13 protein-coding genes and 2 pseudogenes are annotated in these 13809 nt (G+C 59.7%); 4 read left to right on the top strand and 11 right to left on the bottom strand.

What is annotated here, in order from left to right:
* Nucleotides 1–152: 152 nt before the first annotated feature.
* Both C3F12_13890 and C3F12_13885 read right to left on the bottom strand, forming a co-directional pair.
* Nucleotides 153–290: pseudogene (locus C3F12_13890) on the bottom strand (chromate transporter).
* Nucleotides 291–302: 12 nt separating this feature from the next.
* The gene (locus C3F12_13885) at nucleotides 303–1328 is read right to left on the bottom strand and encodes a ChrB protein (GenBank protein ID PWB42986.1); all 1026 of its coding nucleotides are present in this window, start codon (nucleotides 1326–1328) and stop codon (nucleotides 303–305) included.
* Between the two features lie 250 nt (nucleotides 1329–1578).
* Between C3F12_13885 and C3F12_13880 the strand changes: the two are divergent.
* A pseudogene (locus C3F12_13880) lies at nucleotides 1579–1650 on the top strand (secondary thiamine-phosphate synthase enzyme).
* A 29-nt stretch (nucleotides 1651–1679) separates the two neighbouring features.
* Here C3F12_13880 and C3F12_13875 read toward each other — a convergent pair.
* Entirely contained in the window at nucleotides 1680–2417 is a 738-nt protein-coding gene (locus C3F12_13875; protein PWB42985.1) for a hypothetical protein, read from the bottom strand.
* A gap of 201 nt (nucleotides 2418–2618) precedes the next feature.
* Between C3F12_13875 and C3F12_13870 the strand changes: the two genes are divergently transcribed.
* Together C3F12_13870 and C3F12_13865 are read left to right on the top strand one after the other, a co-directional pair.
* Entirely contained in the window at nucleotides 2619–2858 is a 240-nt protein-coding gene (locus C3F12_13870; protein PWB42984.1) for a hypothetical protein, read from the top strand.
* Nucleotides 2855–3094, top strand: a complete 240-nt coding sequence (locus tag C3F12_13865) for a hypothetical protein (GenBank protein ID PWB42983.1) — start codon at nucleotides 2855–2857, stop codon at nucleotides 3092–3094. Before C3F12_13870 ends, C3F12_13865 begins: the two co-directional genes overlap by 4 nt.
* Nucleotides 3095–3194: 100 nt before the next feature.
* Here the strand turns inward: C3F12_13865 and C3F12_13860 are convergent, their stop codons facing one another.
* The 8 genes from C3F12_13860 to C3F12_13825 form a co-directional block, all read right to left on the bottom strand.
* Nucleotides 3195–3896, bottom strand: a complete 702-nt coding sequence (locus tag C3F12_13860; GenBank protein ID PWB42982.1) for a hypothetical protein — start codon at nucleotides 3894–3896, stop codon at nucleotides 3195–3197.
* A 183-nt stretch (nucleotides 3897–4079) separates the two neighbouring features.
* Nucleotides 4080–6308, bottom strand: a complete 2229-nt coding sequence (locus C3F12_13855; GenBank protein PWB42981.1) for a copper oxidase — start codon at nucleotides 6306–6308, stop codon at nucleotides 4080–4082.
* Nucleotides 6309–6835: 527 nt separating this feature from the next.
* Nucleotides 6836–8728: a hypothetical protein gene (locus C3F12_13850; GenBank protein ID PWB42980.1), complete on the bottom strand. Its 1893-nt coding sequence runs from the start codon at nucleotides 8726–8728 to the stop codon at nucleotides 6836–6838.
* 409 nt (nucleotides 8729–9137) lie between these two features.
* Nucleotides 9138–10025 (bottom strand): 3-deoxy-manno-octulosonate cytidylyltransferase, encoded by an 888-nt coding sequence (kdsB, locus tag C3F12_13845; protein ID PWB42979.1) that lies wholly within the window; start codon nucleotides 10023–10025, stop codon nucleotides 9138–9140.
* 20 nt (nucleotides 10026–10045) lie between these two features.
* Nucleotides 10046–10354 carry an antibiotic biosynthesis monooxygenase gene (locus C3F12_13840; protein ID PWB42978.1) on the bottom strand — a complete coding sequence of 103 codons (309 nt, stop codon included), beginning with the start codon at nucleotides 10352–10354 and terminating at the stop codon, nucleotides 10046–10048.
* Between the two features lie 22 nt (nucleotides 10355–10376).
* On the bottom strand, nucleotides 10377–10736 hold the full coding sequence (locus C3F12_13835) for a hypothetical protein (protein PWB42977.1): 360 nt from the start codon (nucleotides 10734–10736) through the stop codon (nucleotides 10377–10379).
* The gene (locus tag C3F12_13830; protein ID PWB42976.1) at nucleotides 10714–10941 is read right to left on the bottom strand and encodes a prevent-host-death protein; all 228 of its coding nucleotides are present in this window, start codon (nucleotides 10939–10941) and stop codon (nucleotides 10714–10716) included. The genes C3F12_13835 and C3F12_13830 overlap by 23 nt, the downstream gene beginning before the upstream one ends.
* 262 nt (nucleotides 10942–11203) lie before the next feature.
* Nucleotides 11204–12232 (bottom strand): adenosine deaminase, encoded by a 1029-nt coding sequence (locus tag C3F12_13825; protein PWB42975.1) that lies wholly within the window; start codon nucleotides 12230–12232, stop codon nucleotides 11204–11206.
* A 191-nt stretch (nucleotides 12233–12423) separates the two neighbouring features.
* Between C3F12_13825 and C3F12_13820 the strand changes: the two genes are divergently transcribed.
* Nucleotides 12424–13740 carry an ergothioneine biosynthesis protein EgtB gene (locus C3F12_13820; protein ID PWB42974.1) on the top strand — a complete coding sequence of 439 codons (1317 nt, stop codon included), beginning with the start codon at nucleotides 12424–12426 and terminating at the stop codon, nucleotides 13738–13740.
* Nucleotides 13741–13809 lie beyond the last annotated feature (69 nt).

The following is a 13809-nucleotide window of genomic DNA, read 5'->3' as shown; positions in this document are numbered from 1 at the left end:
GGCGATGAGGCCGATCAGCGCTGTCGCCGCCACCAGCGCGGGATTGCTCACCTTCCAGCGGGCGAGGGCCACGAGGCTCAGCAGTGCCACTACCGCCGTGAGCTAGTCGCCGATGGCGATCTTCCCGCTGCAGGAACGGCACGATGACCAGTCCACTGCCGCTCCTCGACCAGCTCCTTTTCCATCTGCCCGCAAAGGGCAACCGGTCCCCCGAACCCGAGCGCACCTAGGCGCAGGTAATAGCCGACGAGATCCCGGATTCGAACGCTTCCAACGGTGTCGCGCTCCATGCTCCCGTGTCTTCACTTCTGGACCTGTTTGTTCGTTGGATCTGTGCGATGCGGTCGCGCGTGCCCGCCGAAGCTCGCATAAATGGCGTCAAAGAGACGAAGCCCCTCGGCCAGCAGCGCCTGATCGTCGGGGATCGTCGGGGCCAGTCCCTTGAGGACGGCTTCTATTCCCTTGGTCTCATCCCGACCGAACTTGGCATCCTTCAGATCGGCGTCGTGGACGATCTCCGCCAGCGCCTGCAACGCGCTGTCTTCCAATCCGAACCGTGTGAGCAGGGTCTCGAAGGTGCAGTCTTCACCCTGGTGGCCGAACTCGACTTTGGGATAGTCGAATGGGATGGCCCCTTTGATTGTGTCCGGCTTCGTGGCGAACGCGAATGTAGCCTGCGGGTCGATGAAGCGCCGGATGAGCCAAGCTGACGCCATCCGATCCACATGCGGCCGAGGACGGGTAACCCACGTCTTGCCTCGAAACGCCTCTGCCCTCAGCGTCGTGGATGTCCTCGTAGGCGCGCCCTTCCTTCCCCCCAGCAGATCCCGAAGCATGGCGTGGCACCGCCTGAGGAGTCCTTCGACCTCCTGCCTGGTCGGCGCGCGGAAGTAGTCGATCTCCTGTAGCTCAGCTAACTGTTTCTCCAGGACCTTCAACTCGTCCGCAAGCGCCACCGCCTCCGGAGTGACACTTTCCCGTGGTAGGGCGTGCAGGCACTCCAGCCATGCCTCGCCGCCCTTCAACAGCTCGGCATAGTCCTCGTTGCGAGCGCGCCTGAACAGTTCGGCCACCTCGTTGTCAGCGAGGTTCTCGATCTGCTCTACCTTGAGGAGGGTCGCCTCCCCCTGGGCCCGCTGGATCTCCTGGCAGAGCCACTGGGCGATCTCGTATCGTTCCTCGCCGAAGGGAAGCAGATAGACAGCGTTCCGGAAGGAAACCGCCCCGAGCTTCTTCAGCTTCCGCCAGATCCTCACCCGGCTGCTGCCCGCCCCAGGCGGAAGGGTGTAGATCAGCACCAACCATTTGTAGCGTGCTTCTTGCGCCATAGCTTCCGAGCGAGTAATGTAATAGTTATTACAATAGTAATATAATGTTAGTTACAATTTCTATCAAGAGGACAATCCGGATTGGCACGTAGATCGAGGGCGCTCGTTGGCGTGGCCGACGGTCAATCATATGTAACGTCATTAGACGTAACAATAGCCGTCATTGGTTAGCAAGTCCCCCCCTCCCCCCCCCACCCCGGACTGACGAACTGTCTAAGACTTATGTCGTCACGTATAGCTGAGTGCCCTGCAACACATCTACTACGCAACGTTCGACGGGCAGCGCAAGAAGCGCGCGATCATCAAGGTGATGGGGGAGTGAGACCTGGTATTCGAAGACACCGATGGATGTCACCTCGATGAAGCGAACCCTCGAATCGTGAGGTCGTCGAAAGCGGTGACAGCATCGGCCTTCGTCCACAGGCCGACCTTACCCGACTCCAAACGCTCATCTGTACGCACCAAAGAACGCATATCTTCGTAATCGATGAGGAGCCGGTCATCAAGCCAGCCCTGGATCTGATCGCCGACGGCCACGACTCTTATGGTGTGCCACGTCCGAAGGCCAAGAGGCCGAACGTCTGCCGAGGCGCGCGTCTGCCATTTCTTGCCGTCGTAGTAGTATAGCCGAAAGTTGTTCTCAAGGGCGTTTGCGCGGACCACGTAATACTCCTCCGCAGTGAGGCGCAAGACGATGCCGCCTGACGCATCTTCCCTACCGGACAACGGCTTGAACTTCACCGAAATATCGATAGCGACTCTATCAAAAGCGCCGGCCGGCGTGATGATCACGTTAAAGGCATTCCGGTCAGCCCGTTGGATCAGCACCCGCTTGCCGCTTGGGGCGTCGGTCATCTCTTCAACCGCCCATTGCCCCTCGAGGACCTGCCATTCACCTAGATCGTCCTTCTCGAAATCAAAGCTGGTAACGGGCGTGCCCTCGGGGACCGTAAGCTCGGCGGCATCCGCCATCAGTCCGCCGCCGTAGGGCGCCTGGATCGAGTCGGTCAACAACAACAGCCCGAACCATCCCACCCCGCTCAGGATGAGCCCGCACACATGACGGCGTAATGATGTAACTCGTTTCATGATTCGCCTCCTTGCAACTCCTTTAGGGTTGAGCCTGTTGACGCGCCGGAACAGCTGGGCCACCTCGTTCTCAGAGAGATTCTCGATTTGCTCCACCTTGCTGCTTGTGCTGTGCCCTGAACACGTGCGAAGTTGACGGATTTCAGAGGATTCTCTAGGATAAACAATATCACAACAACCAGCGGATCAGGAGGTGTCACGGTGAAGACCTACCTTTTTCAGGTGGAGCTGCAACAGGAAGCGGATGGGCGCTGGAGCGTGTGGATTCCCGCCCTCAAAGGCCTGGCAAGCTGGGGCCATACGAAAGAAGAAGCGTTGCGCAATATCCAGGACGCAGCGGAAGCCTATGTGGAAGACCTAGTCGAAGCGGGGGAGACGATCCCCCTTGAAGCGGGAAAGGTCGAGCTCATTGAACGGCCGGCAGTGGCCGTTACCGTATGATCGAGCCGTTACGGAACGTCCCTGTCCGAAAGTTGATCCGGGCACTGGAACGCGACGGCTTTCTATACCGACGGCTCAAAGGGAGTCAGCGAGTGTATCGGCACCCCGATGGCCGGCGAGTCGTTATCCACTACCATCACGGCGGGGACACGCTACCCGCGGGTACACTCCGGCAAATCCTTTCAGCCACCAACTGGAATGAGGATGATCTCCGTCGCCTCGGATTGATCGAATAGATTCCCCACCTCTGTAGAGGCTCACCCAGCAAGGCCCAAGACCATTCTTCTCTTTTCGTAGTATGGGTTCATAAGTGACAGGAGACGGCTGACCTACGCCTCAGCGGAGCCCAAGCTCAAGTCGGCGGCGGAGGACACGTTCCGCCTCATCCACCGTGAGGGGCCGCGCCTCTGTGTAGCTCTTCCGCGTCTGTCGGTCGATCCTCCAGCCCAGGAAATGGCTGATCGTGACGACGAGGAACCGGGGGTTATCCAGGGCCGAGGTTCGCATCCATTGGCCGGTCGGCTCGTGACCGAGCATCAGGCTCGGCTGGTGGCCGTCCCGGTTATCAGCGTCGGTGAGGGACGAGAGCCCCAACTTCTTGCTGATCAGGTCGATGTCGGCCTTTTTCCCCGTGAGGAACAGCCAGCCGGGACCCGCGTGGAACCTCTCCGCATAGGCCTTGAGCACCTCGGGCGTATCGTGCGCGGGATCGATGGTGATCGAGTAGAAGAAGATCTCTTTCCCTACCCGGTCGCCCAGGAGGCGCTGCACTTGCCTGAGACGCCCGGTCTCGATCGGGCAGACATCCGTACACGAGGTGTAGATCAGCTCGATCGCGACGGCCTTGCCCTTGAGCAGGTCGTCGTAGAACCGCACCGTCTGTCCGTCCTGGGTGATCAACGGGACGTTGGGAAAGTAGTCCGGCCCCCAGGGGGAGCCTGTAGGTGAAGCCGCCGCACTGCCACGGCCGGACAGCAATGCAGCCAGCGCCAGGCCGGCGAGGGCCGCGCCCCACAACAATCGCGTCCGTCTCATCATTCGCGTCTCCTTGCGTTGAAAGTTCCTCCTCACCCCCACCCTCTCCTCCAAAGGAGGCGAGGGGTACCAACAAGGACCTCCTCTCCCCTCTTGGGGGAGAGGATGAAGGTGAGGGGGCGCATGGCGTTGACTTTCATGCCCGGGGGCGTGCCGCCGGTGCATGCGGTATCGCTCCTTGCCGCCTCAGAAGGCGGTTGGGAGGATATCGTCCGGGTCCATGAACGTTACGCCCTGCGGCCCCGGGATCGGGGTTGGGAGCGCCTTCAGGAACGCGCCGCCGGCATCGTCGATCTCCCACCGCAGCAGCATGGCGTTGTCCTCGTGGACAGTATTATGGCAATGCTCCATGAACATCCCGCCGAAGTCGCGGAACTGCATGGTGATGGTGACGCTGCCGCCGGGACGGAGGCGATAGACATCCTTGCGCCCCGTCTCCCAGGGGGGTACGTTCCCGGGGCTGCCGTCCCGGGCCAGGACCTGCCCTTCCTCAAAGTGGATGTGGACCGGGTGGTCCCAGCCCCCGCCGCCGTTCTTCAGGGTCCAGATCTCGCGGGTGCCGAATCGCGGCGCCGCCGAGATCCGCCCGAAGTCCGCGGCGAGCGTTCCCCCCTGATTATCCGTCTCGATCCCCCAAGGACCGAAAAACGTCGTGTCCGGGTCGTTGGTGGTCTGGTTGGCGCCCCGGTTGAACTCGAAGACCCGCTCCCGCGCCACCGGGATCCGGGACAGGTCGGGGTTCGGGATCAGGGTGTCCGGCACGCGGCTCAGGTCGGGCCTGGCCGGATCCCGCACGATCCGGAACTCCAGATACCTCCCCACGCAGGGATCGGCCGACTTCCCGGAAAGGGCCTCGGCCGGCGTCAGGTCCTTAGACGGCTTCTTGCCGTTCTCGTGCTCGCAGAGGTTCACCAGCCACAGTCTGTCCCCCACCTTGTAGCGGGAGAAGTCGATGACGATGTCGTATCGCTCGGCGATTCCCTGCTCGTCGGTCTCCGTCACGACCACCGGGTGCGGCAGCAGGTTGCCGTCGTTAGCGATGAAGATCATCGGCTGCGCCGTCCCTGAGGCGTCGGCGAGGGCGGTCGTGAAGAAGCGCGAGACGCTGGCGTTGAGGATCCGGAAGCGGTACTTTCTGCGCTCCACCTCAAAGAACGGCCTGTAGACGAGGTTGACCGTCATCACGTCCCCCAGGAACCCGTCGAACTCGAAGATATCGAAGTGAAGCTGCCCGTCGGCGTCCCAGGCCTTGTCGGCCAGCATCAGGTTGACGTCGTAATCGAGGTTGCCCCACGGCTTGGCGGTGCCGCTGGGGAGCCGGAGGTTGACCCCGTCATCGACGGCCTCGTTGCCGCGATCCAGGGCGCTATAGATGTTGAACATCCCGGCCATGCCCTTGTACACGTTCTGGGCGGTGAAGCTGAACATGTGGTCGTGGAACCAGTGGGTGCTCATGGTCTCGTGCCAGTCGCCCGCGACCTTCACGGTCCCCCCAGCATCGTCGGGGCTGCCGGCCCTGGGATCGGTGGCGTCGGTGTTGATGCTACGAAGCCCCGCCAGGACGATCGGATAGTGGTAGTCGTAGAACTGGCCGGGGTAGACAAAGGCTCCCGTGAAGCCGTCATTTTCCGCCCCGTGGTGCCCGTTATGCTCGTGGGTGGTGATGGTGTGGCGTCCGAAGCCCCCGTTCTTGGTCGAGTCATACGGAAGTCTATTGTGATGGCGGAACAGGATCGGCTCACCGTACCGCCCGATCATGAGCTTGGGTGGGAAGGTCCCATTGAAGGTCCAGAACGCCAGCGGCCCCTGGTCCGGCAGGTTGGGGTGGAAGCGCGGGGGAAAGGGCTTCGTCGGGTCGATGCCGGAGTTGAGGTGAGACGGGACCCCCGGATCGTACACGGTGTTGGCCTTGGCCCCCTCCTGCGCAACCTCTATCGCCACCTTGGGCGGGAATACCTCCCATTGCTGGTGGGCCCAGATCGGGCCAGGAGGTCGCCCTTCAATGGGGCCGAAGTTGTCGATGTTCGGGTCCCCCGTCGTGGGATGGGACGCGACAAGCACGGGGTCCAGGCGGTGGAGGGTGGTGTTCGCCTCCTTTGTCGGCGCGGGGTTGAGGAAGGTAACCGGGCGCCGCGGCAGGAGATCGAACCGCGGCATCGGTTGGGTAAACTCCAGCCCGAGGAATCCCGGGCTGGGCGGGAAGCCCGTGGGGACCTCGGCGTAGGCGCTCGTGGCAAAGGGGCTCAGGCCGTGCGTCGGAACCAGCAGTCCTCCCACTGTGATGAGACCCCACTTGAGCAGGTCCCGCCGGGTGATCTGGCCCCAGGAGAGGGCCCTGACAATCTCCAGACGATTATTCTGCGCGTGCCGGGCTTCTGCCAGCCGGACCCGCGATGCGTTCCACGGAAGGTACATGGCCGTTCCTCTTTCTGAGTTATATCGCTTCTATACGTCGCCATCTTCAGTTCTCTTCAGTCAGGCCAACTCAGCCTCTACTCCATACATAGTTCTTTAATGGCTCAAGAACAGTCGGCGAAACACTGATTGATGTGTCAAATGTTTCATCCCGCGTTGTCAAAGTTTGCCCTACAAAAGCGACGTACAGTCAGTATTCGTCTCTCAGCATCTTATGCAGCATCTTGGTCATCGGCTTACATCTTTAAGATGATGCGTGAGAACACGAACGACTATTGGCGAAGGTATGGGTTTTTTGACGGATTATGACGGGAGAGTTTATTGGTATTTGTCTGTATTGGCCCGAGGGGATTTATACGGCATGGGGTTTCAGGGAGGGACTGACGCAGGTGGGCAGGAGCTTGGCCAGGCCTACGATCTCGCTGAGCTCCTGCCACGCTCTGAGGCATCAGCTTCTCGGAAATACTGCTCCACACGAGGGGCGGGTTTTACACGCCCGCCCCTCGTGTGGAGTCCGCCGTGCGGACCTAGCAACCAGGAGAACTGGGGTTACGTTGGCATGGGATCAGTTGCGCTATCCATCCCTCCACCTCGGCGGAGAGTTGCCCCGTGCCTGAAAGGGCGACGGTATCCTGAATCCATCCGTCGTACATGTTGGGTATCGGTTTGATACCTTGTCCGCCAACGCCATCGGTTACCCCGGCGCCGACACTCGCGTTTGCCAAACGTATCCGTCCGACTACCGCGGCGTCAGCAGTCGCGGGATTGGCGTCCGGGTCTGGGTCGATGATGGTCATGAAGTTGGCAAACTGGTTGGCTACATACAGGTAGTAGCCCCCACCCAGCTTTGCGCCCCAGTTCGCGCCATGTGTGCCGGCGCCTTTGTCCACGGTGGCGACGGTGCCGAGGAAGGCGACCACTTGGTCGGTGGCCGTGTCAATGATGGCCACATGGTCGGGTGAACCGGTGGGAGCGCGCCCCACGGTGGTCAGGGAGAGCACCGCGACGCCGACAAATCGGCCGTCAGGGCTCACCGGTGGCTGGATAGGTACTTGGAGGGTGTCCAATATACTGCCGCCCAGTTGACCGTTCGGCTTTAAAGTCACCGGGATATTCTTGATGATCTGCCGGGTAGTCAGGTCTATCACGCTCACCTGACCGCTGACGGCGTTGGACACATACGCCTTGTTGTTGCCCTGGATTCCCGCGGCGATGGGCGCTAACAGGGCCGATTCCAGCCCCAGCGTTTGGTGGGATATCTCTGTCAGTATCGCCCCGTTTTCGGCATCAAGGATTGAAATGGAGCCTGCCACGCCCAAGCCCTTAAAAACATTTGGAACGACGATCTTCGTTCCGTCGGCAGTAATCCAGTGGCCATGTGGATGGTTGCGCCCGACACCGGTGGGGAAATGGTCAACCACTTTGAGGTTGCCCCGGTCTCTCACCTTGACGATGTCGTTTGCCGCGCTGAGCGGGTTGGTCAGAATACCAAACTGCGGAGAAGCCTCGTTGGGAATCGTCACGATATGCGTAGGCGCCTGACCCGTGACGATGGTATTCAGGATACTGCCGCTGGCACGGTCGATCTTGTTGATCGTCTGGCTGAACCAGTTGGTGTTATAGACAGTGTCCAGCCTGGTATTGGTCCACATATTGTGCGGGTTGTTCCACTGCCCAGGCCTGACGGCAAGGCCGTTGATGTCTCTTTCCACTGTAAAAGGCGTGGCTGAGCTGTCCACATTCACCACCGTAATAGTGCCGGGCTTCAGAAAGCCATGGTCATCCACCTGGCCGGGGACGCGCTCGAACTGCGTATCCACCCAGACTTCGCCCACCCCAGCGACAGCCGGTATAAGCTGGTTCGCGGGCGAAATGATGTCCCACTTGGCCGCCTTGGTGGTATCGTCAGGGGCGATGGTGGTTAAGACGCTGAGCACATCACCGGCAGGCAGGGAGTTTACGCCGAGATGTCCGATAAAGGGCAACTCCTGGGCCGTGACATCTGGAATGCTGGTATCGTCGTCCCTGATGGCCCTCACGGCAACGACGCCTGTCATATACGGATGAACCTTGCAGATGAAAAGGAAGACCCCGGGACGGTCGAACCTGGCTCCTACATTGCCGTTGCCGGCATGATCCTGGTCAACCTCCAGGGTGGAGCCGGTGGGCTTGATTAACAGGGTGACGGTGTGCTTGGTCCCGGTCTGAGTGTTTCTGTCGAACTGTACCCTGTCACCGACATTCACAATTGTGACCGGAGTTCCGGAGTCCTCATTTTTGAACCAGTTGCCGGGCTCATCAGTCAGGAACATTGTGCCTCTATATTCTTTGGGACCTGCAGCGCGGGTCGTCGCGAAAAAGCCGAGGACTAAGGTAATGGCTATAAGCATACTTTCCCTGGACCTACTGAAGATTTTCATGTGATGGCTCCTCCTTCCTTTCTCCTTCGAGATCGTAATGGTTCATGCTTAGAATCGGGGCTCTTCCGGTTGCTCAGACTCGCCGGCATACATCGAGTCGTAAAGAAAATCTACGTCGGCGCTTTGGGTCTACCAAGAAGCATTAGCCTCATATCCTAGGTCCATTGCATCCTAATTCGGTGCATTTGTCTCAAAAGGCTACGCTACAGACCAAGACGAGGGCAATCAGGTAAATCCTTGAATTGGGGGAGGGGAGATCCTTGAGGCGAGATCATGCTCAGTGTAAGCGAGATGCATCGCCGCGCTGCCCGCGGCGCCAGTGGCGCATGCGAGCACAACATGCGATCTTGCGCGGCGGCGAGAGAGGCGTTTATAGCCAGGGAGACAAGCGATAAGGCGTAGCGGTTGTTTAGATGTGCTCTGGGGGATCAAGGTTTCGCAAATACTGCTCGACCAGCAACAGATCGTCTTCGGTATCCACTCCGATGGTGTCGTACGGAGTTTCGGCGACTTGGATTGGGATGCCATGCTCCAGGAACCGAAGCTGCTCAAGCTTCTCGGTCTGTTCCAGGGGGGATGGTGGGAGCCGGTGAAAGCGGTCGAGCGCCGATCGCGTATACGCGTAGAGGCCGAGGTGTTTGAAGTAGCGAGCCTCGGTGGTCTCGTCCCGGTTGTAGGGGATGGCGGCGCGGGAGAAGTAGAGGGCCCTTCCGTCCACGTCCGTCACCACCTTGACGCAATTGGGATTGTGCGCCTGGTCCGCCGTAATCGGGGTTTTCAGCGTACTGACCTGGACGGCTGCATCGTTCAGGAACGGTTGCAAGAGGGCCTCAAGGTGGCCCGGCCTGATCATCGGTTCGTCGCCCTGGATATTGACATAGATATCGGCCGGTAACGACTGCATCACCTCATGGATTCGATCGGTTCCGGAAATATGGGTCGCGCCGGTCATGCAGACCTTCATTCGATTGCAGACGCAGTAGTCGTATACCTCCTTCGCATCGGTCGCCACTATCAAATCATCCAATAATCCGCATCGGCCGGCGCGCGCAAAGACGTGATGCAGCATCGGTCGGCCACAGATCGGCCGGAGGACCTTGCCGGGCAGCCTTGTCGAAGCAAGCCGTGCCGGAATGACCCCGACAATCGTTCGCTTCGCGTGAAAGTCCCCCTCACCCTCGCCCTCTCCCCCCGAAGGGGGCGAGGGGTTAATAGTAAAGGACTCCTCTCCCCCACGCGGGTACCCTCTGGGTGCGGAGAGGATGAAGGTGAGGGGGTGCAAGGTCTGGACATTCATCTCCATGGGCGCGCCGCCGGCTATGGTTTTTTCTCTGAAATCAGGATGACCTCGTGCATTTCGAGCTGGCTCCGACCTGCGAACATCTCCTTGGGCGCCGGGTTGGCATGGGCCTGCTTGAACGATTCGCTCTGAACCCAGGCCTCGAACGCCTCTTGGCTCTCCCAATAGGTCATGACAACATAGCAATCGCCTTCGATGGGCCGCAGGATCTCGTTGCGGATAAATCCTGGCGCCCGATCAACCGCGCCAAGGCGTTGCTCAAACCGCTTCTCAAACTCCCGCTCATATCCCTTCGTAATCGGGACCCTGTTGGCCGTGACAATCATGGTGTCCTCCCTTCACGACACGCTATAGACCAAATGCCTGGCGCAAACTCGCCTCAACGCCCGCCAGGTCTTCGTGGGATAAGGACCCCAAAATCCTCTTCAAGATCCGCTTATCCACCGAAAGCACTTTACAGATCCGAACGGTGCTCGGATGGTGCAGGCCTGCGCTGCGCCATTCCTGGAGAGGGTAATCACCCGGGCTGGGACGGCGATGGTATTGAGGCTGACTGCTGATAGGACAGATAACCAAATCAGACAGGACTCGGTGGAAGGCGTCGGTGCTGACGACCACGGCCGGCCGAGGTTTAACGCCGGACTGATCCGAAAAGGGGACGTTCACAACAACAACCTGACCTCGCTTATAGGTAGTCGTAGAGGGCATCCTCCTCCCCTTCCCAGGCGGTACGCAGGCGCTCCTCCGCCAGATGCTTCCACTCAAGCCCTTCCAGGTCTTGCTCCGAAATCGGTTGGATCAGGGCATACGGTTTGCCGTGGTGAGTGACGATGATCGGCTCGTCCTTTTTTCTGGCCTGGGCTAAGTACTCAGACAACCGGTTCTTGACCTCCGCAACGCTGGCAAATCGCATAGTCTACCCTCCTCTTCAATCTAGCCACAAATATAGCCAGAACGCGGAATCCTGTCAACACCCCGTTCCTGCCGCCCAGGAGCAGCGGTGGACTTAGCGGTCGCTCGACCCCCCTTGTTCTCAGCTCCTCGGCCCGACTTAGTGACGGGAATCCCGTATCGCATAGATCGGGACTTCGCGGCCTGATTTCGTGATGTAGGCAACCTGTTGGCTGGAAAAGGCTTGAAATGTATCACAGGAAAGCATCAGCCACCCAAGAGGCTTAATCAGGATGCGCTGCCATAAAGCGGTCAAGTTCAGCGATAAGGCGCGCTTTCTCCTCGGCGCTCAAGAAGCTTGCTTCAAAGGCGTTCCTGGCAAGCGTGTAGAGATCATGCCGGGTGAGTCGCAGCGCCTGTTGTGAAGCGAGGAGGTTCTCGGTGAGGTAGCCGCCGAAGTAGGCAGGATCGTCGGAATTGACGGTGACGCACAATCCGAGGTCCAACAACGTCTTGAGATTATGATCCTCCAGTGACTTGAAGACGCAGAGCTTGACGTTTGAGAGGGGGCACACCGTAAGAGGAATTCTTTCTCTGATCAGTCGCTGAACCAGCGCGGGATCCTCAAGGCACCTGACGCCATGGTCGATTCGCGACACATGGAGCAGGTCAAGCGCCTGCCGGATATAGTCCGGGGGACCCTCTTCCCCCGCATGGGCAACGGTCAGATACCCTTCCGCCCTGGCCCGAGCAAACACCTCGACGAACTTATCGGGAGGATAATTCAGCTCCGACGAGTCTAATCCGACAGCCACAATCCAGTCTTTGAAGGGAAGCGAGGCCTCGAGGGTGTGCATTGCCGCCTCGTCACCCAAGTGGCGGAGGAAGCACATGATGAGCTTTGAAGAGATGCCGAATCTCGGGATGGCCTCTTCGAGGGCACGATGGATACCTGTAATGATCATCTCGAACAGGATGCCCCGATCCGTATGGGCCTGAGGATCAAAGAAGATTTCTGTATGTCGAATAGACTGTTGCGCCGCACGCTCAAGATAGGTCCAGGTCAGCTCAAAGAAGTCCCGCTCGGTCCGTAACGCCCGAGTCCCTTCGTAGTAGATATCCAGGAACGATTGAAGGCTGCGAAAGTGATACGCGTTGCGCAACTCCTCCACCGTGCGGAACCGAAGGAGGGTCCCGTTGCGTCCGGCCATCTCGCACAGCAGCTCGGGTTCCAGTGTGCCCTCGATGTGCACATGCAACTCAGCCTTCGGAAGATCACGAATGAATGGTCCCAGGTCGTCCGTCATCGTCATCTCGGCCTTCTGTGCAAGTTATACCCTCGTGATGTGTACCTACTCACCGACAGGATACACCACCTATCGCCCATGTCCATACCTTTCAATGAATGCTTGCCCGCTCCTGAATGTGGGCTTATAATTCGCGGCAAGCGCGACCCTCCGCGCGGGTAAAGCACGGCGCCTTTGCTGAAAATAAGGAGAGTCAGATGCCGACTGCCATTCCCGCCTCTCAGCTTGCCCAGATGGTGACCGACGCCCATGAACGGACCATTGAGCTGGTTCACGATCTGGCGGACACACAACTGACGGTCCCGCACACGGACGTCGTCAATCCGTTCCTCTGGGAACTCGGACATGCCGCCTTCTTCTACGATGTGTTTCTCCTGCGAATCCTCGGTTCGAGCAAGTTTCTACTGGAGGGTGCAGAGAATCTCTATGATTCGTTCAAGGTCGATCACTGCGACCGGTGGGCGCTGCCGCTCCCTGGTCGAGAGGCGACCGTGGCTTACAAAGCCCGGGTACTAGAGGCGGTGCTTGGCCGCCTCGATGCGCATCAACCCGACGCCGAGGAGACCTATCTGCATCTGCTCGCGGTCTTGCACGAGGATATGCATGGAGAGGCCTTCACCTATATGCGGCAGACCCTCGAATACCCCGTTCCGAAGCTCACGGCTGCCGAAGAGCTGTCGGGTGTTGGCGATATCGGTGGCGGGCCGTTGCCTGGGGACGCTGAGTTACCCGGGGGAATCTTTCAACTGGGCGCCACACCCGATCTCCCCTTTGTCTTTGACAATGAAAAATGGGCGCATCCGGTCCAGATGGCGTCATTCAGAATCGCCAAGGCCCCCGTTACCAACCACGAGTTCGCCGACTTCGTAAACGATCGAGGCTATTGTCGACGCGAGCTCTGGAGTCCCCAGGGATGGGTCTGGCGTACCAAGACAGGAGTACAGCACCCGCTCTATTGGTATCGCGGACAGAGCGGCTGGTTGCGGCGTCATTTCGATCTCTTTGTGCCGCTCGAACCGCACGCACCTGTTATCTACGTCAACTGGTATGAGGCGGAGGCCTACTGTCAGTGGGCGGGTCGGCGTCTTCCCACCGAGGCAGAATGGGAGATGGCCGCCGCCGCCGAGCCTACGCCGGACAGGACCGGTATCACCAACCGCAAGCGACGATACCCGTGGGGCGACGAACCCCCGATGCCCGAGCGCGCCAACCTGGATGCGCGGATGTTGGGCTGTGCGGATGTGGGCGCCTTCGCGGCCGGTGACAGCGCCTTTGGCTGCCGCCAGATGATCGGCAATGTCTGGGAGTGGACCGCGTCCCCCTTCTATCCGTTTCCCGGGTTCATCGTCGATTCCCCATACAAGGAATATTCGGCGCCCTGGTTCGGCTATCGCAAGGTCCTGAAAGGGGGGGCGTGGGCTAGCCGATCCCGCCTGGTCCGCAACACCTTTCGCAACTTTTTTCTCCCGGACCGGCGCGACGTATTTGCGGGATTCCGCACCTGCGCCCTATAAGACAGGGTGTAGGGTATGGGGTGGAGGGTGTAGGGTGCGGGCGGAGGCGTGCGACGTAAGGCGAGGGAC

The organism is Candidatus Methylomirabilota bacterium (assembly GCA_003104975.1).
In the GTDB taxonomy this organism is placed as follows: domain Bacteria; phylum Methylomirabilota; class Methylomirabilia; order Methylomirabilales; family Methylomirabilaceae; genus Methylomirabilis.
This window is presented reverse-complemented; position numbering and strand designations above follow the sequence as displayed.